Below are 26,912 nucleotides of genomic sequence, written 5' to 3' on the forward strand. Positions count from 1 at the left end.
AGGATCTATGATGTTATTTAAAACGACCGAGCAGCATGAAGCCCTGCGCAAAAAAATTCGTGAGTTTGCTGAAAAAGAAGTGAAGCCCCATGCTTTTATGATGGACAAGGAAAATATGTTTCCGGACGAAGCCATCAGGCAGCTTGGCGCAATGGGCGTAATGGGTATCCCATTTGAAAAGGAATACGGCGGACAGGGCCTGGACGTTTTGAGCTATGCCATTGCCGTTGAAGAGCTCTCCCGCGTCGACGGCGGAACCGGCGTTATTCTGTCGGCGCATACCTCACTTGGGACCTGGCCCATTGCCGCCTTTGGAAACGAAGCGCAAAAGCAAAAATATTTAATCCCCCTGTGTAAAGGTGAAAAAATCGGCGCCTTTGGCCTGACGGAGCCAAACGCAGGCTCCGATGCCGGCGGAACCGAAACCACTGCCATTGACAAGGGTGACCACTACCTGCTCAACGGCAATAAGATTTTCATCACCAACGCGCCAAAAGCCGACACCTACGTTATTTTCGCGGTCACCACACCTGATATCGGAACCCGCGGCATCTCCGCCTTTATTGTTGAGAAGGGCTGGGAAGGCTTCACCTTCGGGGATCACTACGACAAGCTGGGGATCCGCTCCTCCTCCACTGCCGAGCTGGTTTTCAATGATGTGAAGGTTCCCAAGGAAAACCTTTTAGGCGAAGAGGGCCAGGGCTTTAAAATCGCGATGGCAACCCTGGACGGCGGCCGGATCGGCATTGCCTCCCAGGCGCTGGGGATCGCCCAGGGCGCTTTTGAGGAAGCGGTAGCCTACGCCAAGGAACGTGTTCAGTTTGGCAAGCCCATCGGCTTCCAGCAGGCCATTTCCTTTAAAATCGCAGATATGGCCACCAAGCTGCACACTGCCCGACTGCTCATCTACCAGGCGGCTGAGCTGAAGGAATGCCACGAGCCTTACGGCATGGAATCTGCCATGGCTAAACAGTATGCCTCCGATATCGCTCTGGAGGTCACCAATGACGCCCTTCAAATTTTCGGCGGCACCGGCTACCTGAAGGGCATGGAGGTTGAGCGGATGTACCGCGACGCCAAGATCACGACCATCTATGAAGGCACCAACGAAATCCAGCGCGTTGTCATCGCCTCCCATATTCTGGGAAAGCCCCCAAAAAAGGCCGGCGGCTCCGGCAGCGCGCCTAAAAAGCCCGCGCCCATCACCGGCGTTCGCAAGCACATTATTCTGAAAGACGGTGATATTCAGGCAAAGGTTGACGCCCTGGTCGCGGCGCTTGAAAAAGACGGCTATGATTTCTCTGTCGGGATTCCCATCGACACCCCTATTGTCGACGCTGAACGTGTGGTTTCGGCCGGTGTGGGCATTGGCGACAAGAAAAACATGAAGCTCATCGAAGATCTGGCAAAGGCCGCCGGGGCTGCTATTGGCTCCTCCAGGCCAGTGGCTGAAACCTTAAAATACGTGCCCCTTAACCGCTATGTGGGAATGTCGGGACAGAAGTTCTCAGGCAACCTGTATATTGCCTGCGGTATCTCCGGCGCGATCCAGCATCTCAAGGGGATCAAGGACGCTTCCACCATTGTCGCCATCAACCAAAACGGCAACGCGCCGATCTTTAAAAACTGTGACTATGGCATTGTAGGTGATGTGAACGAGGTTCTGCCTGTTTTAGCCAAAGCTCTGGGCACCGGCGAGAAAAAGCCCGCCCCCGAAATGGTCAAGATTAAAAGGCCAAAGGCGCCAAAGCCGACGCCGGCTGGCCCGTCCTATATCTGCGGCGGCTGCGGCTATGAATATGTTCCCGATCTGGGTGATCCGGAAAATGACATCGCTCCGGGCACACTGTTTGAAAATGTTCCGGAAGACTGGGTTTGCCCGCTGTGCGGCGCCGAAAAATCTGAATTTATTATCGCCAAAAAGGAGGCCTAATCAATGTATGCAGTTAGAAATGTAACCGAGGACTTAATCTGGGTTGGGGCCAACGACCACCGCCTGGCCCTGTTTGAAAATGTCTATCCCATTCCGCGCGGCGTCAGCTACAACGCTTATGTCCTGCGCGATGAAAAAAATGTACTCTTTGACACGGTCGACTGGTCGGCCTGCCGCCAGCTCTTAGAAAACCTTGAGTTTGTTTTGGAGGGTGAATCCCTGGATTACCTTGTGATCAACCATCTTGAGCCCGACCACGCGGCCAGTATAGAAGAAATCCTGATCCGATACCCGGGGATTAAGATCATCAGCAATGAAAAAGCCTTTTTGTTCATGCGCCAGTTTGGCTTTCACGTCGACGACCATGACTGCATAGTCGTGGAAGAGGGCGATACCTTCTCCTTCGGCAGGCACACGGTCACCTTTGTTTTCGCGCCCATGGTGCACTGGCCCGAAGCCATGGTCACCTTTGATGTGACAAACGGGGCTCTGTTCTCTGCTGACGCCTTTGGTACCTTTGGCGCCCTGGACGGCAAGCTTTTCGCTGACGAGGTGGATTTTGACCGTGACTGGCTTGACGACGCCCGCCGCTACCTGACCAATATTGTCGGAAAATACGGCCCCCATGTACAGCTTCTGCTGGGCAAGGCTGCCGGCATTCTTGACAAGATCAAATTTATCTGCCCGCTTCACGGGCCGGTCTGGCGCGAGGACCTGATGTATTTTATCGAAAAATACGATTTATGGAGCCGCTATGTGCCGGAGGAAAAGGGCGTTATGATCGCCTACGCGTCAATGTACGGCAACACGGAAAGCGCTGCCCAGGCCCTGGCTGCCCGTCTCTGCGACAAGGGCATGACCAATGTGGTCATGTATGATGTGTCCTCGACGCATGTATCCCAGCTCATTTCTGAAAGCTTCAAATACAGCCACCTGGTTCTCGCCTCGACGACTTATAACCTCGGCATTTACCCGGCCATGCATAACTTCCTGATGGACATGAAGGCCCTGAACGTGCAGAACCGTACGGTCGCCATTGTGGAAAATGGCTCCTGGGCTCCCTGCTCCGGCGATTTAATGCAGGAATTTGTCGAAAATGAACTGAAGGACATGACCGTCATCAATGACCGCCTGTCCATGGCCTCTGCTCTCCATCCTGAAAAAGCAAAAGAGCTTGACATGCTTGTGGACGCGATCCTTGAATCCATGGAATCACCCGAAGCATAAGAGTCATAAAAAGATCGGCGCAAAATTGCGCCGATCTTTTTGTATCTCTTTTTTACACCATGGCGACAGCTCTTGCCGGTGCGCCGCCAAAGCCCTGGAGCTTGAGCGGGAAACAGCAGAAGTAAACCCGTTCATATGCCATCACCTCATCGGGAAAGTCGATCTCTTCCAGAAGCCATACTTCCTTTGAGAGCAGAACCACATGGGGCTGCGGCCCCTTATCCGGTCCCCATCCGCCAATGCTCAGGCCGTCGATGCCAACGCCCTTTACACCTTTTTCATGCAGCCATTCTGCGCCTTCGCCAGTGAGGTAAGGCCATTGGTAATAGTATTCCTTTGTCATGGCTCTCTTCTTGCACCAACCTGTGTTCATGAGGACAATGTCCCCCTCCTTGATCTTGTCCGCGTAGGGTTTCAGGTGCTCGCTGGTAATGCCTGTATCCGGCGCAATGCCCCGGAGGTCAATGATTACCGCTTCGCCCTGGAAGCCCTCAATGGGCATTTCATCAATCTTCTTGCCTTCCGGGAAGAAATGGAAGGGCGCGTCCAGGTGGGTGGCGGTATGGGCGTTCATCTTAAAGACTTCTGCCGTAAAGCCGTCCTTTGGGTTAATGGCCTCATAGGTCACCTCTGTGAGCTCATAGGTGGGCCATCCCGGACAATTGTGAAATACCGGCTGTGACATGTCAAACACTTTTTCAAACTTCTGCATCATAAATACCCCCGTATTTTAATATATTTTTGCAATGCTTACATTGCCTGCAAACTTTAGGACTCGCGCTTGAAATTGGGCGCGTACTCTACGGCCAGGCGGATAGCCTCAATCATGCTGACCGGGCTGGCGATGCCCTTGCCCGCAATGTCCAGCGCTGTGCCGTGGTCTACCGAGGTTCTCAGGATAGGCATCCCGTTGGTAATGGAGATGGTGCGCTCAAAATCCACCATCTTGGTGGCGATGTGCCCCTGATCATGATACAGGGAGAGCACCGCGTCATAGCGGCCGTTTAAGGCCTGGTAAAAGACGGAATCCGCTCCGATGGGGCCTTCAATGTCAATGCCCCTGGCTTTGGCTGTCTCAACCGCCGGAATCACATGGTCGACCTCCTCGGTTCCGAACAGGCCATGCTCACCGCTGTGGGGATTTAAACCTGCCACGGCGATTTTCGGGTTCTTAACACCCAGCACCTCCAGCGCTTTCACACAGTCGTGGATAAATGTGAGCAGGCTGTCCTTTGTCACCAAATCACAGGCCTTTCTCAGTGAGACGTGGCGCGTGAGGAAAAACACGCGCAGGTTCCGGACCTGGAACATGGTCAGCGGATTCTCTGTCCCTGTCAGGGCGCCTACGATCTCGGTATGCCCGATGTAGGGCACCTCTGCCAGCTTCAGGGATTCCTTGTTGATGGCCGTGGTGGTCAGTACGTCTGCCTTGCGCTCAAGGCACAGCTCTGTGGCTTTTTTAATATACTCATAGGCCGCCTGTCCGGTCATGGCCTGGATTTCTCCGATTTTGAGGGTGTTCATGTCAATGTTGTCAAGGTCGATGAGGTTTAGAACACCGGGTGTGTAGTCGCCGTTTGCTGGCTCCTCGATACATTTGATCTTTAAATCCACACCGCTTACGCGGATGGCGTCCTCCAGCACGTCCTTATCGCCCACGACCACACAGCGGGCAATGTCCTGTATCATCTTATCGGCCAGGGCCCGGACGGTAATCTCCGGTCCGATGCCTGCCGCGTCTCCCATAGGTATTGCAATGATTGGTTTCATTCTCTTACTCCTTTTCGGCTAATTTTATCTGTAAATAGGACATGGCGCTGCGCAGGGTATCCACCCTTCCGGCCAGTCCGCCTTTTGTCACAATGGGCAGGCCGCTGTAAGGGCCGCCGATCAGCTCCCCGTACATGGTAAAGGGCTCGATCTCATCCAGCACGCAGATGCCCGCGCTTTCCAGGGCTTCGCACACGCCCAGGGTAATGTCCCCGCCGCTGGTGTAAAGGGCCTGTATCTCGCGGCTGTGGGCCTCGAGATAGGCGGCGGCCAGCTCCGCGATGGCTGCCCCGATGCGTTCGGACAGGGTTTCGACATCACAGCCGAAGCGCGCTGCGGTCTCCCTGAGGTCCAGCACATCCTCTTCCGCTCTGGCGGTCATAAAACCCACAAAGTCACTGTGCTGCGCGCAGGCGTCCAAAGCTCTGAATATTCGCTGTTTTTCGGCGTCTCTGCGGTTTTCATCCAGCAGGGCCAGCACATCGGCCTGCACCAGCTCGGTTTTGAAAAAAGCTTCAAAGGCTGCTGCCTGCTGTCTGACAATGGGCACCACGCTGCCAATGGCCATGAGCACGCGCTTGCGGGTGCGCTGTTTTTTTTCCGCGTTCAGGCAGGCCAGCGTCAGCGGCCCCGGGTCCACCGTTATAAAGGGACAGCCAAGGGCTGTGCCCGCCTGGGCAATGGCGGTGATATCCTCCCCCGCCACCGCGTCAAAGCTGATGATCCGCACGCCCTGCCGGATAAGCGCTTCCGCTTCTCCCCGGATGGCTTCCGCTCCCCTGGACACGATATCCATACCAACAGTGCCGACCGGGTAGCGGGTCTGTTTTTCCAGTATAGCCTGGACCGACGACAGGGTCACCGGGCATTTAGGGTCTTTGCTGACCCCGGTACGCTCCAGCAGGTTTCCCTCAATTAAGAGATAGCCTCCGGCCACCAGCTTATCCACATCCGGGTAGGCCGCGCAGACAAGAGCGACGGCTTCACCGCCAAGGGCGTCCAGCAGGCCGTCTGTCTCGGCGCCGATGTTGCCCCGCAGGGTGCTGTCGATCCGTTTTTGATAAAAGCAGCCCTCAGGCAGCACAAAGGCCTGCGCAGTCCTTTTCACCCTGTCATAGGCCGCCCCCGCCCCGATGCCCCGGCTGTCTGTGCTGACAGCCACGGCGTCATAGTCTGCTAAAACCTCAGACCCGACCGGTACGCCGTGCCGAAAGGTCGCGAAACGGTAGCCGTTTTTTCTGAGGAGGGCCCCGGTAACATTGGCCCCGGTCAAATCGTCGGCGATGATTACTGCCCTTGCCATCTGCTCTTTCCTCCTATGCTTTAATCCATTCGATTTCTGTTTCCATAAGCTGCGCTTCGCTCTCGGGGTCCAGCCCCGCATCGGTGATAATCCGGTCGAAGCGGTCAATTCCGCAGATTTTGGCAAAGCTGACCCGGCCAAACTTTGAGCTGTCCGACAGCAGCACCTTTTCTCTGGCGCATTCCAGAATCTGCTGCTTCAGCGCTGCCTTTTCCATGGACGGTGAGCTCACGCCTTTTTCCACATCCACAGCGCTGGCCCCCAGAAAGGCGATGTCTGCGTTGATGCCTTCAAAAAAGGCTTCAGCGTGTCCGCCGAGGCATACCCCCACATCCTTCTGGACATGGCCGCCCGTGCAGTGGACGTCCACAAGGGGCGCATCCAGCAGCCTGGCAGCAATGAGGATATCATCGGTCACCACGCTGATCTGCTTCGTACCGCGGGCCAGCAGCAGAGCCAGCTCCATATTGGTGGTGCCAGCGTCCAGCACAATGGTCTGTCCGTCCTCCACCAGTTTTTCGGCTTCCCTGGCGATGCGCTTTTTCTCGGCCTGATAAGCGCTGGCTTTTTGGGAAACCGCGATTTCCTCCACCAGCCCTTCCTTTACCACTGCTCCGCCAAAGGTACGGGTAATGCGGTCGTTATCCTCCAGGTATTTCAGATCCCTGCGGATGGTCGTGGGCGTGACCTCGAGCTTCTGGGCCAGCGCCTCAACTGTGATGCTGCCGTTTTTCTCAAGGTTTTCGATTATTTTTTCTCTTCTCTCTATTGGAAACATGGCTTCCCTCATTATCCGGTCACACTTGAACCGGTCATTCTGTTTAACTATGATTATCTATGCTTTCTTTTGTTTATCATAACGCATTTTCAGGGTGTTGTCAATTTAAAAAGAACATATTTGATCATTTTTAAGCATTTTCAAACACACCTGAACGCAAAATAAAAGGCAGACGATCAGCTTTGTGCTGACCGTCCACCGCTTATACAAACTCAGCGATCACGATCTCGTTTCCGTCGATATCCTTTAAACGGACCTCATAAGTTCCCCAATCATACCGGACAGCTTCCGACAGGGAGACCCCTTTTTTCTTCAGGCTTTCCATTGTTAAATCAAGGGTTTCTGTTTGAAATACAAAGGATTGACGCCCGGTCGGCTCTACGCCGCATTTTTTGCAGTCCCATATGCAAAGAGTGGGCGCGTTTTCCATAAAACCAAGATAAACCCCATTTGAATTGTCATCATCGGTCTTAATAAAAGGGATCTCCAGCATTTGCGTATAAAACGCGATCAGCTCTTTCGCTTGCTCAGAAAAAATATTTGTGCAGTAGTATCCTGTTATCATCTTTCCACCATCCTATCATTTTTTTATTCAATCACAAAAGCATACAATCTCCAGTCCAACGCATCGGCAGAGAAGGCCAGCGCAGCGCAGACTCCTGCCCTGCCCACATTCTACCATAAGCCGCCTCCTCCGTCTATTCTGTTACCGCCCTTCCCCCGCTGTTGTCAGAAAGCACGCCGAAATCAAAGCGCGAACAGCAAAACGGCATCGCCAAAAACTGGCCATGCCGTATGCTGTGACAATACCGCTTTATTGGGAGCTTCCCCTTGGGCATATTGTCTTTTCCATCATGATTATTATTGCTGAACCTGGCTTCTGTCCGCCTTATAGGCTTCACAGATCAGGTAAACGCCGTAAAAACACAGGGCTATTGCTGAAAACATACACATCCCTCCTTTTCGGCTTTAAAAACAGCTGCCTCGTGGAGCTGCCGGATCATTCGTCCTCTGGATCACCAGGTCTGCCAAAGCCGCCAAAGGGTCCAAAGCCCGGGCCGCCCTGCCCAAAGTGATTTCCAAAGGAGCGGCCGCCCATCCTCATGTTCATGAGCCGCTCGAACTGTTCTTTACCCATACGCTCACAGGCGCCGCGCATCCATTCTCTGGTGCCGTCATTCATGCTGTCGCCACACTTTTCCTCAAAGGCTGCGATCATCCGGTCCAGGTATGCGTTAAACTGGTCTTGTTCCCCGGGCGACAGGCAGTCAAAAATTCCGGCGTCGTCTGTCTCGCTGTTCTGGTCCTGGGCCTGCTTTCCCTGCTCGGTCAGGCGGACAAGCATAACCCTGCGGTCTGTCTCTGAGGGTACGCGGGTCACGTAGCCTTTTTTTTCCAGCTTGTTCAGCAGCTCGTTCAGGGACTGCTGCCGTATGCCCAGCAGATAGGCCAGGTCCTTACTGCTGATTTCAGGCTGTATCCTGAGCATGGCCAGCACTCTGCCCTGGCCCCGTGTCGGGTCCCCTACCGGGCCGTTTTTAACATGATCTTTCAGGCGGCTGCGCTGTATAAGCCACTGAAGCCTTGACAGCTTCTCATATAATTCCATCTCTTTTTCGTCCATTTTGTGACCTCCTTTAATTTATAACAGGTACCTTATGCTTTTTATTATACAGGTACCTGTTATATATGTCAAGAATTTTATACAGGTACCTTAAATAAATTAAAGGCATAAAAAAAGACGGCTGCTTTCCAGCCGTCCTCTGTGTTTCTTATTCAGCCCTGATGGCTTTCATTTCTTCCAGCACTTCGTCGAATTCTGTTTCTGCTGTCTCATCCGGTTTGGAGAAGGCATTGACGATCAGGATGGTGATCACATTCAGTAAAAATCCTGGCACGATCTCATACAGGGTGCTGCCAAGTCCGGTCTGCTTCCAGATAATGACCGTCAGCGTCCCGACAATCATACCCGACAGGGCCGCTTTCCAGCTTGTTTTCTTAGAATACAGGCCAAAGAGCACCAGCGGGCCAAAGGCCGCGCCAAAGCCTCCCCACGCGTAGGAGACCAGCCCCATAACCGTGGAGTTTGGTACCAGCGCCATGAACAGGGCAATGACTGCGATGATGATTACCGACAGACGTCCCAGATTCACACTCTGCTTTTCCGTCAGCTCCTTTTTAAAGAAAATGCGGGCCAGGTCCTCGGTGAGGGCCGAGGAGGAAACCAGCAGCTGCGAATCAATGGTGGACATAATGGCTGCCATGATCGCCGCCAGGAAAATCCCCCCGATCCACGGTGGGAAGAATTTGCGGATCATGAGCATAAACACGGTTTCCTGGGCGCCGTCTGTCAGGCCTGGGAACAGCGGAATGGACAACAGCGCCACAAAGATCGCGCCGGTCAGGGCGATGATAACCCAGACAATGGCAATGGTCATGGATTTTGGCAGCTCCTTGATGCTCTTGATCCCCATAAAGCGGACCAGGATATGAGGCTGGCCAAAATAGCCCAGACCCCAGGACGCGGCCGAAATAATGGCCATGACCGAGATTCCCCCGCCCAGCAGGTTCATGCTCAGGCCCTGGGCCGCCATGGCGTCCAGGGTGGGCTGCATGCTGCCGAGGTGGCTCATGGCCAGAATCGGCACCACCACAATGGCAATGATCATCAGAACCCCCTGGATCAGGTCGGTCCAGCACACAGCCAGGAAACCGCCAAGGAAGGTGTAGGCCACAATAACCAGCGCGCCGATCAATACCGCGGTGGTATAGTCAATGCCGAACATCATCTGGAACAGCTTGCCGGAGGCCACCATACCCGAGGATGAATAAATGGTAAAGAAGATTAAAATGATCAGTGCAGAAATCACACGAATCGCTCCGGTCGGGTCTTTAAACCGTCTTTCAAAAAAGGTGGACAGGGTCAGGGAATCGGTTTTTTCTGTGTAGGTTCTCAGGCGCGCGGCCACGAACTTCCAGTTCAAAATTGTCCCCACACACAGACCAATGCCGATCCATACCTCTGGCATGCCGCCCAGGTAAATGGCGCCCGGCAATCCCATCAGCAGCCAGCCGCTCATGTCGCTGGCCTGGGCAGAAAAGGCGGTAACCCAGCTGCCCAGACCACGGTCTCCCAAAAGGAACCCCTCAATGCTCGAGGTCTTTTTGTAGAAATAGAGTCCTATGCCAACCAGCATGATGAGATAGATCACAAAAATAATAAATTCAGGATTTAATATCGTACTCATAACTCCTCGCTTCCTTAAAAAAATATTAATGTACTTATTTTATTAGAAAACTTGATTAAAGTAAAGCAATTTTGCATATTCTTTCATTTTTATGTATAAGTCCTCAAAAATAAAAGCCGGAGAAGCTTGCCTTTCTCCGGCTTTTAAAGGAATCAGCCTATACCGCCATAAACCAGGCCGAGTATAAATACAACCACTGCCAGCGGTACATAAACATACTTGGCGAGCGGGCCGAAATAAGCGCCCAGGGGCTTTTCTCTTCCCAGCTCCAGCTCCTGCTTAATGTCCTTGTAACCCAGAATATAGTAGATGGACACAGCGCCCAGCACTGCGCCGAAGGGCACGACAATAATGGTAATGAAATCCATCCAGGAGCCAACATTCGGCTCTGCCTCAAGGAAAAGACCGACGAGCAGCGCCACCCCCGCGCACAGGGCAACCGCGGCCTTGCGCGGCAGCCTGAAACGGGTCTGGAGCGATTCGCTCACTGCCTCAAACATATTGATGAGGCTGGTAATGCCCGCGAAGGCCACCGACAGGAAAAACACCGCCGCGAAGAGCTGGCCGAAGGGCATCTGCTTAAAGATGTTGGGCAGCGTGATAAAGATAAGCGGCGGGCCCGCGTTGGGCTCAATGCCAAAGGCAAAAACAGCGGGCATAATGGCCAGCGCTGCCAGCATGGCCGCCAGGGTGTCGAACATGGCCGTCCGCATGGAGGCCTTGGGGATATCCTCGGATTTGTTCAGGTAGGTACCGTAGACGATCATGCCTGAGCCTGTAATGGACAGCGAGAAAAACGCCTGGCCCATGGCCATGACCCAGGTATCTACCTTCAGCAGATCACTCCATTCCGGCATAAACAGAAATTTATAGCCCTCGGCCGCACCCGGAAGAAAGGCCACGCGGATGGCCAGGATGGCAAAGAGAATAAAGAAAGACGGCATTAAAATCTTGTTGATCTTCTCGATCCCTTTAGTGGCCCCGAACATGAGGATGCCCGCCGCGATGACAATGACCAGCACGTGCCACGGCACACTGCCGAAATTGCCTGTCGCCTGGCTGAAGTAAACCGCCGCGTCTGTGTTGAGGATGGCGCCGGTGACCGATCCGGCCAGGGCGCGGATGATCCACCCCACGATGATGGCATAGCCGATGGCAATCCCAAGAGATCCCAGCAGCGGAATCCAGCCCAGAATGTACCCCAGCTTTCCTTTTCCGATTTTATTAAAGCAATACTCATAGGCTCCCAGGGTTCCAGTTTTGGCGCGCCGGCCGATGGCGAACTCTGCAGAGAGGCCCACCAGGCCGAATATAACAATAAATAAAATATAAGGCACTAAAAATGCGCCGCCGCCGTACTGCCCCACCCGGTAGGGAAACATCCAGATATTACCAAGCCCAACGGCGGAGCCGACACAGGCCAGCACAAACCCAAGGCTGTTGGTAAAGCCGCCGTTCTGATGGGTGTGCCTGCTCTCGGGCTTTTGATTCTCGTTTTTTTCCATAATTCCTCCTTTAACTTCCAATTTCTTTATCTTACCATAATCCTTCCGTTCTGCCAATGGTGTTTTCGCATCGGACAGCCACAGCCGCACAAAAAAAGATCGGCGCAATTTTGCGCCGATCTCTGTTCGTGTTTTTATTTGTTGGGAAGGCGTTTTTCCAGCGCTTCGGTCAGCTCCTCGTAGCCTGGCTTGTGCAGCAGGGCAAACATATTTTTCTTGTAGGCTTCGACCCCCGGCTGGTTAAAGGGATTAACGCCCAGGAGGTAGCCGCCCAGACCGCAGGCCTTTTCAAAGAAGTAGACCAGCTTACCGATGTGGAAAGCGTCCAGCCTGGACAGGTAGATGACGCCGTTTGGCACATCGCCGTCGACATGGGCCAGCAGCGTGCCCAAAAAGGCCTTTTCATTGACATCCTGCATGGTGCGGTTTTCGAGGTAGTTCAGGCCGTCCAGATCTGCTTCCTCGTGCCCCACCGTCATATCGCCGTCCAGCTCGTCCACTGCCAGAATGGTTTCAAAAATATTTTTATGGCCGTCCTGGATAATCTGCCCCACAGAGTGCAGATCGGTCGAGAAATGGACAGACGCCGGGAACAGGCCCTTGCCATCCTTGCCGTCGCTCTCGCCGTAAAGCTGTTTCCACCACTCGGAGAAATAGCGCAGAGACGGCTCGTAATCCACCAAAATCTCAATGGCCTTGCCGCGGTTGTACAGGCAGCTTCTGTAAAGGGTGTACTGGTAGCAGGCGTTATCGGCGACAGAATCCACGCCGTATTCCTCGTAGCCAGATTTGGCGCCGTCCATGAAAGCGTCGATATCAATCCCCGCAACAGCGATGGGCAGCAGGCCGACAGCGCTGTAAACCGAGTAGCGGCCGCCTACATCGTCCGGAATCACAAAGGTTTCATAGCCCTCCTGGTCGGCCAGGAACTTAAGGGCGCCCCGCTCCTTGTCTGTGGTGGCAAAGATACGGTCCTTGGCGCCATCCTTCCCGTATTTTTTTTCCAGCATTTCCTTAAAGAAACGGAAAGCGATGGCCGGCTCGGTCGTGGTGCCGGATTTAGAGATAACATTGACGCAGATATCCTGATCCTTGACCAGGTCGATGAGGTCTTTCATATATTTGCCGCTGATGTTTTCACCGGCGAAATAAATCTTAGGAGCTTTTCGGTCTGTTTCTTCATTGAAAAAGGTACTGGTAAGCGCGGTAATAACCGCTTTAGAGCCCAGGTAGGAGCCGCCGATGCCAATGACGATAAACGCATCGCAGGAGTCCTTGATTTTCTCAGCCGCTTTTTTGATACGGGCATATTCTTCCTTATCGTAAGCCACCGGGTAATCATACCAGCCTAAAAAATCACTGCCGGCGCCTGTTTTTTCCTTTAACATTTTGTCCGCCAGGCTGATCTGTGCCGCCTTGTTGTCCAATTCTTCCTGAGACAGTCCCGCATAGGAATAATCAAATCGAATACTCATATTTTATCCTCCTGATAAATAATTAATTTAAACATTGGTTTTCACTATTTGTACGGTTACCTTATAATTGTAATATAAGCGGCGAAAAGATCAAGGAAAATCACCGAATTTACAATTATTTATTTTAGCACAAGATAGTAATCGTTTTACATGCCTATTATAGCATAAATTTCATCGGATTTAAAAGCCTTTCTTTAAAAAATATACCCGCCAGACTGTTTTTTATTGACCGCCCGGCGGGTAAATGTGTATTCGCTTAATTTTAACCCGCGCAGCGCTTGGGAATCACATACTGTTTGTCCTGATAGGCCGCGAATTCAACGCGGACATCGAAAATACGCTCCAGACTTTCTGTGTTCAGAATTTCATCGGGATGCCCGGTGGCGTGGATGTTCCCGTCCTTCATGAGCACCACCTGGTCAGCAAAGGTGACCGCGGTGTTGACGTCATGGATAACCGCCATAATCGTCATTCCCTTATCCTGGCAGAGGCCCCGGACGATCTCCATGGTTTCCAGCTGGTACCGCAAATCCAGGTTGCTGGTGGGTTCGTCCAGAAGCATGACCACAGGCTCCTGGGCCAGGGCGCGGGCGATAAAAACCCGCTGCCGCTCGCCGCCGCTCAGCTGGTTTAAAAGCTTGGTACTGTAATCGCTGAGCGACATCTTCTCAAGAACGGACCGGACAATCTCATAATCGGCGTCCTTCATCTTACCCTTCATATGGGGCACACGCCCGGACAGCACCATCTCAAAAACATTCAGACCGCTGTCCTCCACCTCGGTGCTCTGGGGCACATAGCCGATGCGCCTGGATTTTTCCTTTTGCGGCAGCCTCAGAAGGTCGGTGTTATCCAGGTATATCTCCCCTTTTTCGGGCTTCAGGATCCCGTTGACGCACTTGATCAGGGTACTTTTACCCGCCCCGTTTGCCCCCAGCAGCACGCACAGCCTTCCCGGCGCCACCTCGATGTTCACGCCTTTTAAAATAGGGGTCTTTCGATAGCCAAAGCTTAAATTTTTGATTGTAATCTTCATCAGACCAACCGCTCTTTCTGTTCTTTTACAATTAAATAGATAAACACCGGAACCCCGATAAAGGAGACCACAATGCCCACCGGAATGATCACCGGCGAGACGGCCACACGGCCCACTGTATCCGCCGCGATGAGCAGGATCGCGCCCGAGAGGGCGGTGAGCGGTATAAGCGCCCGGTAGTCACCGCCGATCAGAAGCCTGGCGATATGCGGCGCCACCAGCCCCACAAAACCGATAACGCCTGTAAAGCTGACAATGGCCGATGAAATGAGCGTGACCGCAATGCCCGAAAGCAGCCGCAGCCGCATGACATTGACGCCCAGGGCCACCGCGCTTTCATCCCCGGTGGATAAAAGGTTGTAATGCCAGGCAAAACGGACGATAAACGGAAAGGTCAGGAGCAGAATAACACAGACCACGAGAATCTGCTCCCAGGTGATCTCCGAAAGGCTGCCAAAGGTCCAGTGGACAATGGCGGAGAGCTGCTGCTCGTTGGCCACATACTGCATGCTGGCATTCAGGGCTGAAAAGAAATAGTTGAGGGCAATGCCGATCAGGATAATCGTTGTTTTTCCCATGCCCTTGGCCGAGGCGATGCCGTACACCATGGCGGCACAGATAAAGGCCAGCACAAAGGCCATCATGACAGTGCCCACCTGATTGCTGCCAAAGGGCGTAAAGCCGAAAATAATGGCCAGCGATGCCCCGAAGGCCGCGGCGTTTGAAAGCCCGGTAGTAAAGGGGCTTGCCATCTTATTGCCGGTGATGGCCTGCATGACCAAGCCGCTGATGCCCAGGCCGATGCCGGAAACCAGCGCCATGGTAATGCGCGGCAGGCGCAGCTGCATGAGCACAGTGAGCTCGGTCTGGTTCAGCGCCGCCGCACCCATAAAGTGGCCGCCGGGCAGCAGGGTCGCAAACACCCGCCCCACGGTCACATTGGCAACGCCGACAAAGCAGCTGGAAAAAGCAGCAATGATCAAAAGGATCACTGCTGCCAGCATCAGCGCCGCTCTTTTTTTATGATAGGCTTTTAATGTCTGCTGCTTTTCCATCACTATTGATGCTTAACCTGGAAAACATGCCCTTCTACCGGATCAACCCCCTGGATTTCCATCCATTCGTCAAAGATCGCGTCGGGGTCAACATCCTTCATCTGCTCAGGGTATAACCATTTCGCGGTATAAGCCGTCCCGATCATTTTGCCCAGTCCGCCGGCGCAGAAGCCTGTTGTCACATAGAAATCGTCATTCTGGACCGCCTTTAGATCGGACCAGCCTGCGCGGCTCAGCATTTCGGTGGAGATGGTGCTGTAGTCCTCCGCTGTGGGCGGCGTGTAGACGCCGGTATTTTTGAGGGCCGGGCCAGATGAAGTCTTGATGATAAGGTCCGGGTCCTCTAACAGAATCTTTTCCGGGTCAATGGTCTTGCCGGTAATGGTAGGGTCGCCGAAAATATTGACAGCCCCAGCGTTTAAAAGCATGCTGTTCCAGCCGTCATTGCTGGTTCCCGGTATGCAGGTGGTATTTGGGTCGCCGTATTCCCAGTACACCTTTTTGGTCCCCTTGACGTCCTTGATTTTTTCGGCCACCATGTCCATGTTATCCTGGTAAAATTTTGTCAGCTTCTCGGCTTCCTTTTCCTTGCCAAACAGCTTGCCCAGAATCTCGATTTCCTTTGGCAGCTCGGCATTGTTATAGCCGGATACCACGACAACCTGAATGCCGAAGGGCTCCAGCTTTTTAATGTCCTCTTCCCATGTGCCGTTGTCCGGGGTGATGAGCACCTGGGCGCCCAGCTCGGCAATCTTTTCATAATTCAGCTCGCTCTGGCCCTTGCCGATAACATTATCCGGGTCGAACTGGCTCCAGTACACACGGTCCTGGGCTGTGTTCTTATCCACCGCCACCACCTTGTCGATGGCGCCGATCCCGCGGATCAGCTCAGAATTGTAGCGGTTGGCCACCACCACTTTCTCAAGGGGCTGGGGAATGGTTACCTCGCGCCCAGTATCATCCACCACGGTAATGCTTTTCGCCTCACTCGAATCCCCGCTCTGGCTGCATCCGGCAAAGACCGGAACCAGCAGAAGCAACGCGCACATCAGTGCAATCACTCTCTTCTTCATTTTTTCCTCCATTAAATTAAAAATTTATGTTAAATCCTTTTGGATGTCAACATCTCCCAGAAAACACAGGCACATCTAACTTTTCGGCAAATAAAAAAACCGATAAGCACTCTGCTCATCGGTCCCATTTTCCGAGATTTCGTTTATCCAAACACGCCGCTGCATTCTCCCCCTGCACGTATTTCTTCTTTAAGGCAGGTCTCCTGGCTTACAGCTCCTCCGCGGCCCGCCTTCCCGGATTGCTCCAGTGGCTTTTCAGGCTTTGTCCCTGTTTACAGTGATGGGTTCGCACCGGACTCACACCGGTTTCCCTATTCTCTTATTGCTAAGCACCTCAAAGGTTATTCTGTTTTTATCATTATACCTGCTTCTATTATACTTGTCAATATCCAACCGGGGAGATTTATTTTCTGACGATAAGGCTCCAGTGGCTGCTGTAATACTGCGGCTCCGCAGGGTTATAGACGCAGGATTCTCTCAGGCTGTCCTCAAGGTGCCAGGCTTTAAAAAAGCGTTTTATGTCGGCCAGATCCACATAGAGGTGGGGCACGCCCGTCTCAGTACCGCTTTTTTCCGAGAGCAGGGTGTTGGCGTCAACGCGCCGGCTGCTGTCTGCCTGTTTATAGCCATAGCTACTCTTAGAGATGAGCGTAAGGAACAGCTCGCCCCCGGGCTTAAGATTGCATTTTATCCGCTTTATTTTAAAGGATTCCTGTAACCTTCAGCAGGCAGCAGTCATGCCCCTGCTTGATGGTCTGGAGCAGCTCGACCTCCACCGGGCGCTCAAATACGGCTTCAAAGAAGGCTTTGCTGTACCCGGCAGTACAATAGCACCAGGTCAGCGATGGGGAGGTCCCGGCCCTTTCCAGCATGGGACACTCGCAGGTAAACATCCTGGTATACAGTGCGCCGCCCTTGATGCTCCAGCCCGCCCCGCTCTCGTTGAGGTGGCTGACAAAGCGTGCCAGATCCTGCCCTTTGGACTGGTATAGCGCCTTGAAAGTCTCGGCGGTTTCCTCCAGCCGGCCATTTTCGTTGCAGTGGCAGCCCATTCTTATTTTGACAATGGTCTCCTGGTCAAAGTTTGTCTCCAGCTCCTCTGACAGGCGCTCAACCCACCTGGCTCTCTCTTCGGGCGCTGCCCCTGGCCGCAGCGGAACCCGGCGAAGGAATGCCTCTGCCTCTTCCCGGGAGACGTTTTTCTCAAGGCTCTGGCTTAACCGTTCCAGCTCCTCCTGCTCCAAAAACGGACTGACCGTTTCCGGCATACTAAAATTTTTCATGCTTCACCTCGCTTATCAATCTCTGGGGCACGGCTTTTACCCATACCCACAGCTCACCACATACCAGCCACTGCCTTCAGGCCGTTGGGCAACCCAAAAGCGCCAATACACCATACTGCGCGGCGGGACGCTGCCATCTGTCAGGAAGCCGGTACGGATCACTGATTTAAAAAGCACAGTGCTTTTTCCATTTTCCAAGACACCGCAGTCCTCGTAGGTCAGCTCGAGAAGCTCCCAGCCAAAATGCCGTTGAAAGTCCCGTTTAACAGCATGCGCCGCGGCTTCTATCTGCTCCTGTGTACAGGGTGAGGGCTTGTCGATCACCACCTTTGTTTTAGTGGTATTACCCCGCAGGCCAAAAAACACGGCCGCTATCAGGCAGAGGATGGCAGCGCCGCAGACAGCGTAAAAAAGCGCTCTTGATTTCACAATCGATTCTCCTGCTTTCCCGGATCACATTGGCTTTAAATTTTTCTCCAGCCGCCCCATCATCCACGCCAGGCGCTTGGCCCGGCCGGCTTCCGTTTTGGCGTCAAGATAGGCTCTTGTGTAGGTCTTTTTTACAGAAGGCGGCATATTCAGGAAGTTTTTATGAGCCTGTTCGTTTTCCCGCAGCAGCCGGGCCACTGCCTCAATCTGCTCCTCTGTGACGGCTGAGGGCCCTGCGGCGCTGTCCCACTGGCCGTTTTTCTTTGCCTCCTCGATCTTTTCCCTGCCGATGTCGGTCATCAGCCCGCGTTTTTCAAGGCTTTCTGCCAAAGCCTTGTTTTTCGCGGACCATTTGCTGTTCTTTCTGCGCGCGGAAAAATACTTGATGTAGGACTGGCCGTCAACTTTTTTCATCTGGCCGTCAATCCATCCAAAGCACAGGGCTTCCTCCAGCGCCTCGCCGGCTTTTACGGTCACCAGGGCTTTTGTTTTTCCAAACACCAGCCAGACGCCTTCGCTGGACTGGCAGTTGTGGGACAGCCAGTCTCTGAAAGCCTCGCGGGTCTTAAAATATAAGGGCTCACTCATCCTCGTTCCTCCAAAAATCAAATTCTTTTCCACAGCGCCTCTGCAGGTAAAACCAGTCGGCCTTACCCATTGCCTGCGGCGGTTTATGGTTTGATTATAGCATGGTTTCCGGCTCTGGTCATGTCTTTTCCTGCTGTTTAAAGCTTCTGCCTTCCTCTTTTTGCATAAAAAAAGACCAGCGCAGGTTTGCGCCGGTCTCAGACTTTGCTCTTTTATTTTTCGATGACAAAGTGGCCGTCCTTAAAGTCAACGGTGACCACCTGGTCCTCATCCAGGTTGCCCCGGATAATTTCCTTGCCGATCATGGTTTCAATATTCTTCTGTAAAAAACGCTTCAGCGGGCGGGCGCCGTAGCTCGGGTCATAGCCCTGGTCGATGACGGCTTCCTTGGCGTCTTCACTGAGTTTTACCACAATGCGCTTATCATCCAGGCGTTTCTGGAGCTCGGCCATCATCAGGTCGACAATTCTGCCGATGGAGCGCTTGGTGAGCGGCTTGTACAGCACGATCTCATCAATACGGTTGAGGAATTCGGGCCTGAAGTAATTTTTCAGGGAATTCATGACCGCTTCCTCGGTTTCGACCAGAATGTTGCCTTCGGCGTCGATGCCTTCCAGCAGGTATTCGGAGCCGATGTTGCTGGTCATGATGATAATGGTGTTTTTAAAGTCGATGGTCCGTCCCTGGGAGTCGGTCACACGGCCGTCGTCCAGAATCTGGAGCAGCACGTTGAACACGTCCTTATGGGCTTTTTCGATTTCGTCCAGGAGAATGACCGAATAGGGTTTACGCCGCACAGCTTCTGTCAGCTGGCCGCCTTCTTCATAGCCAACATATCCCGGAGGCGCTCCGATCAGGCGGCTCACGGAGAATTTTTCCATGTACTCGCTCATGTCGATACGGATCATGTTGTCCTCAGAATCGAACAGGTTGGCGGCAACGGCTTTGGCCAGCTCTGTTTTACCAACCCCGGTAGGCCCTAAGAACAGGAAGGAGCCAATGGGGCTGTTGGGGTTTTTAATGCCCGCACGGGAGCGGATAATGGCGTCGACCACCTTTTCGATGGGTTCTTCCTGGCCAACCACGCGTTTTCTGAGGGTATCTTCCAGATTCAGGAGCTTTTCCCGTTCGCCGGCCATCAGCCGGCTCAGGGGGATACCAGTCCAGTTGGAGATGACTTCGGCGATCTCGTCCTCGGTCACACTCTCACGGATCAGGGATTCGCCCTCGCCTCTGGCCTCGGCGGCTTCTTCCATTTCCTTCATCTTCTTCTGTAATTCCGGCAGCCTGCCGTAGGTCAGCTCTGCGGCCCTGTCATAGTCGGACTCGCGCTGGGCCAGCTCGATCTGGTGGTTAACCCGGTCGATTTCTTCCTTGATCTTCTGGACGGATTCCACCGCGTTCTTTTCGTTATCCCACTGGATCTTCATTTCATTGAAGCGGTCGCGGTATTCGGCCAGCTCCTTCTGAATCCGTTCCAGGCGCTCCTTGCTGAGCTTGTCCTCTTCTTTTTTGAGGGCGGTTTCCTCGATTTCCAGCTGGATCATCTTACGGTTGACCTCATCCATCTCTTCGGGCATGGAGTCAATTTCGGTACGGATCATGGCGCAGGCTTCATCCACCAGGTCGATGGCCTTATCCGGGAGGAAACGGTCGGTAATGTACCGGTTGGAAAGCACTGCCGCGGAGACCAGGGCGTTATCCTGGATCTTGACCCCGTGGAAGATTTCATAGCGTTCCTTTAAGCCTCTGAGGATGGTAATGGTGTCCTCAACCGTTGGTTCATCCACCAGTACCGACTGGAAACGCCGTTCCAGCGCTGGGTCCTTTTCGATATACTGGCGGTATTCATCCAGTGTGGTGGCGCCGATACAGTGGAGCTCGCCCCGGGCCAGCATTGGCTTGAGCATGTTGCCGGCATCCATGGAGCCCTCGGTTTTCCCGGCCCCCACAATGGTGTGGAGCTCATCGATAAACAGGATGACACGTCCGTCGCTGTCCTTGACTTCCTTTAAGACGGCTTTGAGCCGCTCTTCAAACTCGCCGCGGTATTTGGCGCCGGCGACCAGCGCGCCCATATCTAAGGAGATAATGCGCTTGTCCTTTAAGCCCTCGGGCACATCGCCCTGCACAATCCGGGCAGCCAGGCCTTCGACAATGGCGGTTTTACCAACGCCCGGTTCCCCGATAAGCACTGGGTTGTTCTTGGTTTTTCTGGACAAAATACGGATGGTGTGCCGGATTTCGGAGTCACGGCCGATCACTGGGTCCAGCTTATTATCAATACAGTCCTGCACCAGGTCGTGCCCGTACTGGGTCAGGGCTTCATAGGTTCCTTCGGGGTTGTCGCTCGTGACCCGCTGGCCGCCGCGCACATCCCTTAATACTTTTAAAACCTCATCCTTTGTGACACCGTGACGATTCAGCAGCTCGAGGGCTGCGTTCTGCCTGCTCAGGCTGTAAAAGCCCAGCAGAAGATGCTCGACAGAGATGTACTGGTCTTCCATCTTCTTGGCTTCCTTATAAGCCTCGTTCATGATTTTGTCAGTGTCACGGCTGATATAAACCTTTCCGGGTTCGCGGCCCGGGCCGGTAACGCTGGGCATATTGTCAATATCGCCCTTTAATTCCTGGGTAATCGGATAGGTATTTTTACCCAGCCGTTCAAACAATCTTCCGACCACGCCGTTTTCCTGGGTCAGCAGCGCCAGGAGCAGATGCTCTGGCTGAATTTCCATGTGGTCATGGTCTATGGCAATCTGTTCGGCATTTTTGACCGCTTCGATTGATTTCTGTGTTAACATGTTCATGTCCATTAAATATCACCTACTTCTCTTAAATTTTGTATGTAAAGCCGCCATGCGGCCTGAATGAATCGCACCCAAACCGCGCTCCGATATGTGATTCGATCCCTGCCTTTATTTCTTTGGCCTGGGATTTCCTAAAAACTGACCGTATAATTCCTCGAGCTCCTGATCCAGATTTTCATCCTCGTTGCTCTCAAAGTAGAGGTTCATGGCAGAGTCGATCATCCGCAGATATTCGGTCAAAAAATTGGTAACAGTGCTGACACCGTTCTGTACCGCGCCGTTTTCCTTGAATTCACGGATGAATTTGTGGTTGGTCAGGTGTTCGCTGTCCTTGTCATCCACCTCATTGTTTTTGCGCTCGATGTTACAGATTTTCTGGAAAAACTGGTCAAAATGCTCGTTTAAATCCTCGGACTTGGTACGGGAGCTTACCTTAAGCACCGCGTATTTCTGCCCGTTGTCATTGACAAACTCATAGCTGTACCGCACCTTTGGGCGGTACTTGTATTTCAGGCTTTTGCCAAACTGGATGCTGGAGTTTTTGTTGATCTGGCTCACCGACAGGGTGTCGCTGAGGTTTTGGTCCAGCTGCTCCAGTATTTTCTGCACCTGCTGCTCAGGTGTCTCCAGACCGATCTTCTCAGCCAAAATATCATTGATGAGCTGAGAGCGGTTGGTATTATTTTCATATGCCAGTTGATCGATCTTTTCAACGATCTCATCAAAAAGCATCAGGCTATATACACTTTTTTTCATAGTTTCCACCTCGTCTATGCATTAATAATACACCCTAACCAATATATTGTCAAATGATTTATGTAAAACATATGACATTTTATTGTATTTCTTAATCCACTTTAAGAATTAAAAGGCTTCATTAATAAATATTACCCAAAAAATTGAAAAACGGACGAAAATTTATGGAATCACTTAAAAAGCTCAGGAAAGCAGCTGATTGGGATTTCAAGGTTTATTAATTTGGGAAAACGTGATATGAGCTGATTATCGAATACAACAATAGCACAGCAACATAAAAAGATCGGCGCAAAATTGTGCCGATCTTTTTTTAGCTTCATCTTCATTTTTTATTTTTAAGCACCCTGCACAGTGTGGCGCGCAGGACTTTCATATCCACGGGCTTGGCGACATGGGCGTTCATGCCTGCGTCCAGGGCAGCCTGAATATCCTCTGCGAAGGCGTTGGCAGTCATGGCGACAATGGGGATGGTCCGGGCGTCAGGCCTTGGCAGGCTGCGGATGGCCCTGGTGGCCTCAAAGCCGTTCATCTCAGGCATCTGGATATCCATCAAAACAGCGTCATAGGTGTCTGGAGCGGCGCCGTCAAAGGCCGCCACAGCCTCGGCGCCATTGACCTTGACCCGGGAATCCGCGCCGAGCATTTTCAGCAGCTCGCTGAGGATTTCGGAGTTGATCAGATTATCCTCGGCGATGAGGAAGCAGCGCCCTGCGAGCAGGCTTTCATCGGTGAGTCCCGAGCACTCGTCCTCACGGCTCGCGTTACCCTCAGACGCGCTCTGGGCGGCTGCGAATTCCAGCTCTACCCGGAAGACGGTGCCTGCCCGTTCCTGGCTTTCGGCGGTGATCTCACCCTCCATCAGGTCCACCAGCCCCTTGGTAATGCTGAGGCCAAGGCCGGTTCCCTCAACCCGCGTCACATTGCGGTCTCTGGTAAAGGGCTCAAACACATGGATGAGGAAGGCTTCGGACATGCCCACACCGGTGTCGCTGACGATGAACCGGTAGCGGACTGCATCGGGAGCCTTGACTGGTGCAATTTCTTCAACCCGCAGTTCTACCCTGCCGCCCTCGGGCGTAAACTTGATAGCGTTGCTCAGCAGGTTGATCAGGATCTGGTTGATGCGCAGCAGGTCGCCGTAAAAGTAAGGGTGCCGGATATTTTCCGTCCGCGCGCTGTAGCTGAGGCCATTGTCCGCGGCCTGGGGCGCAATCATGGCGTTAAGCTGGTTGAGCAGGTCGGAAACGGCAATGGCGGAATGGTTAAGGGTGATCTGGGACCGCTCGATCTTACTCATGTCCAGAATATCATTGATGAGGCTGAGCAGGTGTCTTGAGGCCACGACGATTTTATCCAGGCAGTCCCTGACCCGCGCGCTGTCATCCAGGTGAGCCGCGGCCAGGGTGGTCATGCCCATGACGGCGTTCATGGGGGTGCGGATGTCATGGCTCATGGATGAAAGAAAATCGCTTTTGGCCTGGTTGGCCTTTTCCGCCAGTGACAGGGCCTTTTCCAGCGCTGCCTTTGTCCGGCGCTCGGAGGCCAGCATGTCGGTGACGTCTGCCCGCACCAGGCATACGGTTTTCTGGTTCCGGTCGCCCCACAGCACGTTGATCTGCTTATACCGTGTCTGGTCTCCCAGACGGTAGGGCAGCACAAAATCATAGCCCTCGGGCTTTTTCTTCAGGCGGTCACGCAGGGTGTCCAGGCAAAACTGCTTCTGGGCGTTGTCCTGTCCCCCGTCCGACTCGTAAAACTCTGCGAGCCGTCCGGCGGATTTTGTATAATCCTCTACCACATAGGGCGGAAGGTTCTCAAGGACGATCTGGCGTGTGTACATGGTGGTGCGGCCAGTGTCAATATCAATAAAGCCGATCATCTCAAAGGTATAAGCGATCACGTTCAGCAGTCCCTGCTGCTCTCTTATGGAATCGGTAATGTCGGTTCTCGCCAGACAGACGCGGCCCAGCCGCATGTCCAGGGTGGAGACGGTCATGTTCTTAAAAAGCAGCTCGCCCTTTTCGCCGATGACAGAATAGGAAAAGGAGTAGTCTCCCTTTGCCCTGAGCTGGTCGGGCAGGGTGCGGACGTCCAGCAGCCTCGCGACCTGGTCTTTATCCTTGGGCACGACCCGGGTGTCCAGCAGGTCGCCAATCCATTCTGAATAAATCCCCTCCTGCCCGGGCGTATCGCTGTAAGCATCGTCCTTTGAGATGATCCGGTAACGGTCCTGGAAAACATCCACCTCGGCCACCAGGTCGTAGCTGGCCACAGCCAGCTTGCCCATCATGCGCTCAGAGATAGTCTGCCGGGTAATGTCTGTCACGGTGAAGATGCCGGTCACATCCCCGGTATCCGGTGTTTCCACCAGGTTTACCTTAAATTTGACATAACGCCCCTGGGCCTCTTTTGGCAGCTTGATATAGCTTTTCAGGACCACCTCGGTTTCATTCCGCTCGAAGGCAGCCAGCGAGGGCGCGTTGAGGTAGGTGTTTAAAAAGGTCTGCTGCTCATCCGGGTCCACCACGAGGCTGGAGATTCCGGTAAAAAAGGTTTCCCGGACATTTCCAAAGGTCTTCAGGAGATCGGAGCCGGTGTGGTCCATGATTTCAATGATCTGGTTCTGGGTCACATTGCAGTGGCCGATGATGAGGGCGTCGGGGTCGGGCCTGCGGTAGTGCTGCAGGATGAGGTCATTATACTTTTTGCGCATATGCTCCTGCTCCTCGCGCTCCCTGGTAATATCATGATAGCCCGCGTAGATCCGCTTTTCACCGCCGCTGCCCTGGATAAGCGACAGGGTGTTTTTAACCCACAGGCTGCTGCCGTCGCCCTTTCTCAGGCGGTAGGCCATTTCACAGTAATTCTCATCGTTGCGGATATATTCGGCCATGCGCTCGTTGACCCTGGCGCGGTCTTCGGGGTGGACGCCGGCCATGGCGTCTTTCTCACAGATCCGCCAGACCTCGTCCAGGGGCATGCCGGACAGCTCGGCAAAGCCGTCGGAAATGTACTCGGGCATCATGCGGCCATCCTCCAGGCAGCGGATGACTGCCACACCGCCGGGCAGGTTCCTGACCACTGTCTGGAAGTATTCCTCTATCCTTTCCTTTTCCTTCTGCGCGCGGACCTCCTCGGTCACATCCTGCACATATTTAATGTAGGAAGGGATGCCGTTCCAGTCGGTTTCCTTAAAGCGGGTGCTGTAAAACCGCCCCGGCTCGCCCACATCCATGCTGTGGGTTTTTCCGTCGGGCGCGTGAGTCTTAAGGGTACAAAAGGCGCAGGGCGCGTCCCTGCCATACAGGGCCTTGTAGCATTTCTGGCCTGCGCAGCTCTGCTCCTCTCTGAAAAGGGCGCCGGACTCGTTCACATAGAGCAGGTCATAGTTTGCCTTGTCGATGACATAAACCCCGTCGGCAATCTCGTTGGCAATGCTCTGGAACAGGCGGGTCTCGTCCGATATGCCGGTAAACACCGCGTAAAACCCGGTGTCTTCGGACAAGGGCCCCATGCGCTGGCCGTTGAGGTGAATCCAGATCAGGCTGCCGTCCTTATGGCGCATGCGGTAGGAAACATCCAGGACGCCGCCGCTCTGGACCGCGGCGCGGGCAGCCGCGTGCACCCGCTCGCGGTCAGCCTCGTAGATAATATCAAAGACATCGTCCTGTACCATTTCCCGGTATTCCTCACGGGTATGTCCTGAAAGGGACATGATGCCGTCAGAATAAAAGGTCGGGATAAAGCGGCCGTCCTCCACCTTATAGCTGGCCACACCGCCGGGGATGGCGTTGACAATGTGTTCCAGCTTCTCGTTGGCAGCGGTCAGCTCCTTTTCCAGGCGCACCGACTCGCTGACATCGCTGTAAACCCCGTACAAAAGCTTTGTGCCATCCTCTTTTTCCTTGACAGAGCCGTCAAGGCGAATCCAGCAGTACTCGCCCTTGCGGTCATTAAAAACACGGTAGGTGTAGTGCATGGTTCCATTGCACAGAATGGCCTGCTGGATTTTTTGCCGCAGCATGCCCGCGTCCCCGGGGTGGACGCCCAGAAAATCAGTGGACTGCTCCACATCCCGTATATGCTCCTCGGAATAGCCCATGATCTCATAAAAGGCCGGATTGTGGAACACGGGTAAAATCTGGATGCCGTCAAACTGGTAAACACACAGGCCGCAGGGAATACTGGTAAAGGTTTCCTCCAGCTCAGCCCTCAGCGATCTGGAGCGCTCCTCCTCCCGCTCTCTGTCGGTAATGTCCACGATGTACTCGATCTGCGCCGGGCGGTCCGCCCAGTCAACAATTTTGCCGCTGAGCTCATAGACCCGGCCGCTCTGGGGATGCTTGAACTTTCTGACTAAAAGGGTTTCCCGGCTCATTTTCTCTGCGCTGCAGAAGGGACACGGGCGGTCCTGGCCCGCAGCCTGATAGCAGGTGAGCCCCGGCTTTAACAGCTGCTCTGAAAAATGCGCTTTTGCCCGTCGGTTCGCATAAAGCAGCTCCCAGTTGTCCAGCGCGCTGACATAAATCGCGACCGGCGCATTATCCAGCACGGACGCGGTCTGATCCGCCTCCAGCACGGACAAATATTCTTCCATTAACATAATTCCCTCCTGCCCGGGCTTTGACCAAGCGCCGGGTTCT

The 26,912-nt window shown here is 53.5% G+C and carries 21 protein-coding genes and 1 riboswitch; of the genes, 3 read left to right on the top strand and 18 right to left on the bottom strand.

All coding sequences use genetic code 11. From position 1 onward, the window contains the following. Window positions 1-10 precede the first annotated feature (10 nt). Both BUC22_RS02260 and BUC22_RS02265 read left to right on the top strand, forming a co-directional pair. The gene (locus tag BUC22_RS02260) at window positions 11-1,933 is read left to right on the top strand and encodes an acyl-CoA dehydrogenase family protein (RefSeq protein WP_073382212.1); all 1,923 of its coding nucleotides are present in this window, start codon (window positions 11-13) and stop codon (window positions 1,931-1,933) included. A 3-nt stretch (window positions 1,934-1,936) separates the two neighbouring features. Continuing rightward, window positions 1,937-3,160, top strand: a complete 1,224-nt coding sequence (locus tag BUC22_RS02265) for an FprA family A-type flavoprotein (RefSeq protein WP_013379826.1) — start codon at window positions 1,937-1,939, stop codon at window positions 3,158-3,160. A 52-nt stretch (window positions 3,161-3,212) separates the two neighbouring features. On the opposite strand, the gene BUC22_RS02270 is transcribed toward BUC22_RS02265, so the two are convergent. The 12 genes from BUC22_RS02270 to BUC22_RS02325 form a co-directional block, all read right to left on the bottom strand. After that, window positions 3,213-3,875 (bottom strand): cyclase family protein, encoded by a 663-nt coding sequence (locus BUC22_RS02270; RefSeq protein ID WP_013379825.1) that lies wholly within the window; start codon window positions 3,873-3,875, stop codon window positions 3,213-3,215. Window positions 3,876-3,928: 53 nt separating this feature from the next. After that, window positions 3,929-4,930 carry a 4-hydroxythreonine-4-phosphate dehydrogenase PdxA gene (pdxA, locus tag BUC22_RS02275; protein ID WP_013379824.1) on the bottom strand — a complete coding sequence of 334 codons (1,002 nt, stop codon included), beginning with the start codon at window positions 4,928-4,930 and terminating at the stop codon, window positions 3,929-3,931. 4 nt (window positions 4,931-4,934) lie between these two features. Next, window positions 4,935-6,233: a four-carbon acid sugar kinase family protein gene (locus BUC22_RS02280; RefSeq protein ID WP_073382214.1), complete on the bottom strand. Its 1,299-nt coding sequence runs from the start codon at window positions 6,231-6,233 to the stop codon at window positions 4,935-4,937. A gap of 13 nt (window positions 6,234-6,246) precedes the next feature. Next, window positions 6,247-7,011 carry a DeoR/GlpR family DNA-binding transcription regulator gene (locus BUC22_RS02285; protein ID WP_073382216.1) on the bottom strand — a complete coding sequence of 255 codons (765 nt, stop codon included), beginning with the start codon at window positions 7,009-7,011 and terminating at the stop codon, window positions 6,247-6,249. Between the two features lie 202 nt (window positions 7,012-7,213). Further along, complete coding sequence (locus tag BUC22_RS02290; RefSeq protein ID WP_073382219.1) at window positions 7,214-7,576, bottom strand: VOC family protein; 363 nt, start codon at window positions 7,574-7,576, stop codon at window positions 7,214-7,216. 435 nt (window positions 7,577-8,011) lie between these two features. After that, on the bottom strand, window positions 8,012-8,635 hold the full coding sequence (locus BUC22_RS02295) for a MarR family winged helix-turn-helix transcriptional regulator (RefSeq protein WP_013379819.1): 624 nt from the start codon (window positions 8,633-8,635) through the stop codon (window positions 8,012-8,014). A 148-nt stretch (window positions 8,636-8,783) separates the two neighbouring features. After that, window positions 8,784-10,259: a sodium/proline symporter PutP gene (putP, locus tag BUC22_RS02300; RefSeq protein WP_073382221.1), complete on the bottom strand. Its 1,476-nt coding sequence runs from the start codon at window positions 10,257-10,259 to the stop codon at window positions 8,784-8,786. Between the two features lie 152 nt (window positions 10,260-10,411). After that, window positions 10,412-11,764, bottom strand: a complete 1,353-nt coding sequence (locus tag BUC22_RS02305) for a sodium-dependent transporter (protein ID WP_041689842.1) — start codon at window positions 11,762-11,764, stop codon at window positions 10,412-10,414. A gap of 134 nt (window positions 11,765-11,898) precedes the next feature. Further along, window positions 11,899-13,239: a glucose-6-phosphate isomerase gene (locus BUC22_RS02310; RefSeq protein WP_013379816.1), complete on the bottom strand. Its 1,341-nt coding sequence runs from the start codon at window positions 13,237-13,239 to the stop codon at window positions 11,899-11,901. 262 nt (window positions 13,240-13,501) lie between these two features. Further along, on the bottom strand, window positions 13,502-14,275 hold the full coding sequence (locus BUC22_RS02315; protein WP_013379815.1) for an ABC transporter ATP-binding protein: 774 nt from the start codon (window positions 14,273-14,275) through the stop codon (window positions 13,502-13,504). Then, window positions 14,275-15,330 (bottom strand): FecCD family ABC transporter permease, encoded by a 1,056-nt coding sequence (locus BUC22_RS02320; protein WP_013379814.1) that lies wholly within the window; start codon window positions 15,328-15,330, stop codon window positions 14,275-14,277. The genes BUC22_RS02315 and BUC22_RS02320 overlap by 1 nt, the downstream gene beginning before the upstream one ends. Before the next feature lie 2 nt (window positions 15,331-15,332). Next, window positions 15,333-16,403 (bottom strand): ABC transporter substrate-binding protein, encoded by a 1,071-nt coding sequence (locus BUC22_RS02325; RefSeq protein WP_073382224.1) that lies wholly within the window; start codon window positions 16,401-16,403, stop codon window positions 15,333-15,335. A 176-nt stretch (window positions 16,404-16,579) separates the two neighbouring features. Next, a riboswitch (cobalamin riboswitch) is annotated at window positions 16,580-16,755 on the bottom strand. 75 nt (window positions 16,756-16,830) lie between these two features. Between BUC22_RS02325 and BUC22_RS21370 the strand changes: the two genes are divergently transcribed. Further along, window positions 16,831-17,121 (top strand): hypothetical protein, encoded by a 291-nt coding sequence (locus BUC22_RS21370; RefSeq protein ID WP_143163924.1) that lies wholly within the window; start codon window positions 16,831-16,833, stop codon window positions 17,119-17,121. Here the strand turns inward: BUC22_RS21370 and BUC22_RS02330 are convergent. The 6 genes from BUC22_RS02330 to BUC22_RS02355 all read right to left on the bottom strand — a co-directional run bounded on the left by BUC22_RS02330 (window position 17,105) and on the right by BUC22_RS02355 (window position 26,872). Then, window positions 17,105-17,686 carry a DUF6144 family protein gene (locus BUC22_RS02330; RefSeq protein ID WP_073382225.1) on the bottom strand — a complete coding sequence of 194 codons (582 nt, stop codon included), beginning with the start codon at window positions 17,684-17,686 and terminating at the stop codon, window positions 17,105-17,107. The two genes, BUC22_RS21370 and BUC22_RS02330, sit on opposite strands and share 17 nt — an antisense overlap. Before the next feature lie 36 nt (window positions 17,687-17,722). After that, complete coding sequence (locus BUC22_RS02335) at window positions 17,723-18,115, bottom strand: hypothetical protein (protein ID WP_073382228.1); 393 nt, start codon at window positions 18,113-18,115, stop codon at window positions 17,723-17,725. 24 nt (window positions 18,116-18,139) lie between these two features. Next, entirely contained in the window at window positions 18,140-18,703 is a 564-nt protein-coding gene (locus BUC22_RS02340; RefSeq protein ID WP_073382230.1) for a YdeI/OmpD-associated family protein, read from the bottom strand. A gap of 212 nt (window positions 18,704-18,915) precedes the next feature. Continuing rightward, complete coding sequence (gene clpB / locus BUC22_RS02345) at window positions 18,916-21,519, bottom strand: ATP-dependent chaperone ClpB (protein ID WP_073382233.1); 2,604 nt, start codon at window positions 21,517-21,519, stop codon at window positions 18,916-18,918. Window positions 21,520-21,621: 102 nt separating this feature from the next. Next, complete coding sequence (locus BUC22_RS02350; RefSeq protein ID WP_013379806.1) at window positions 21,622-22,269, bottom strand: hypothetical protein; 648 nt, start codon at window positions 22,267-22,269, stop codon at window positions 21,622-21,624. A 322-nt stretch (window positions 22,270-22,591) separates the two neighbouring features. Continuing rightward, window positions 22,592-26,872: a PAS domain-containing protein gene (locus BUC22_RS02355; RefSeq protein ID WP_073382236.1), complete on the bottom strand. Its 4,281-nt coding sequence runs from the start codon at window positions 26,870-26,872 to the stop codon at window positions 22,592-22,594. Window positions 26,873-26,912 lie beyond the last annotated feature (40 nt).

It is taken from the genome of Eubacterium callanderi, assembly GCF_900142645.1.
Lineage (GTDB): Bacteria > Bacillota > Clostridia > Eubacteriales > Eubacteriaceae > Eubacterium > Eubacterium callanderi.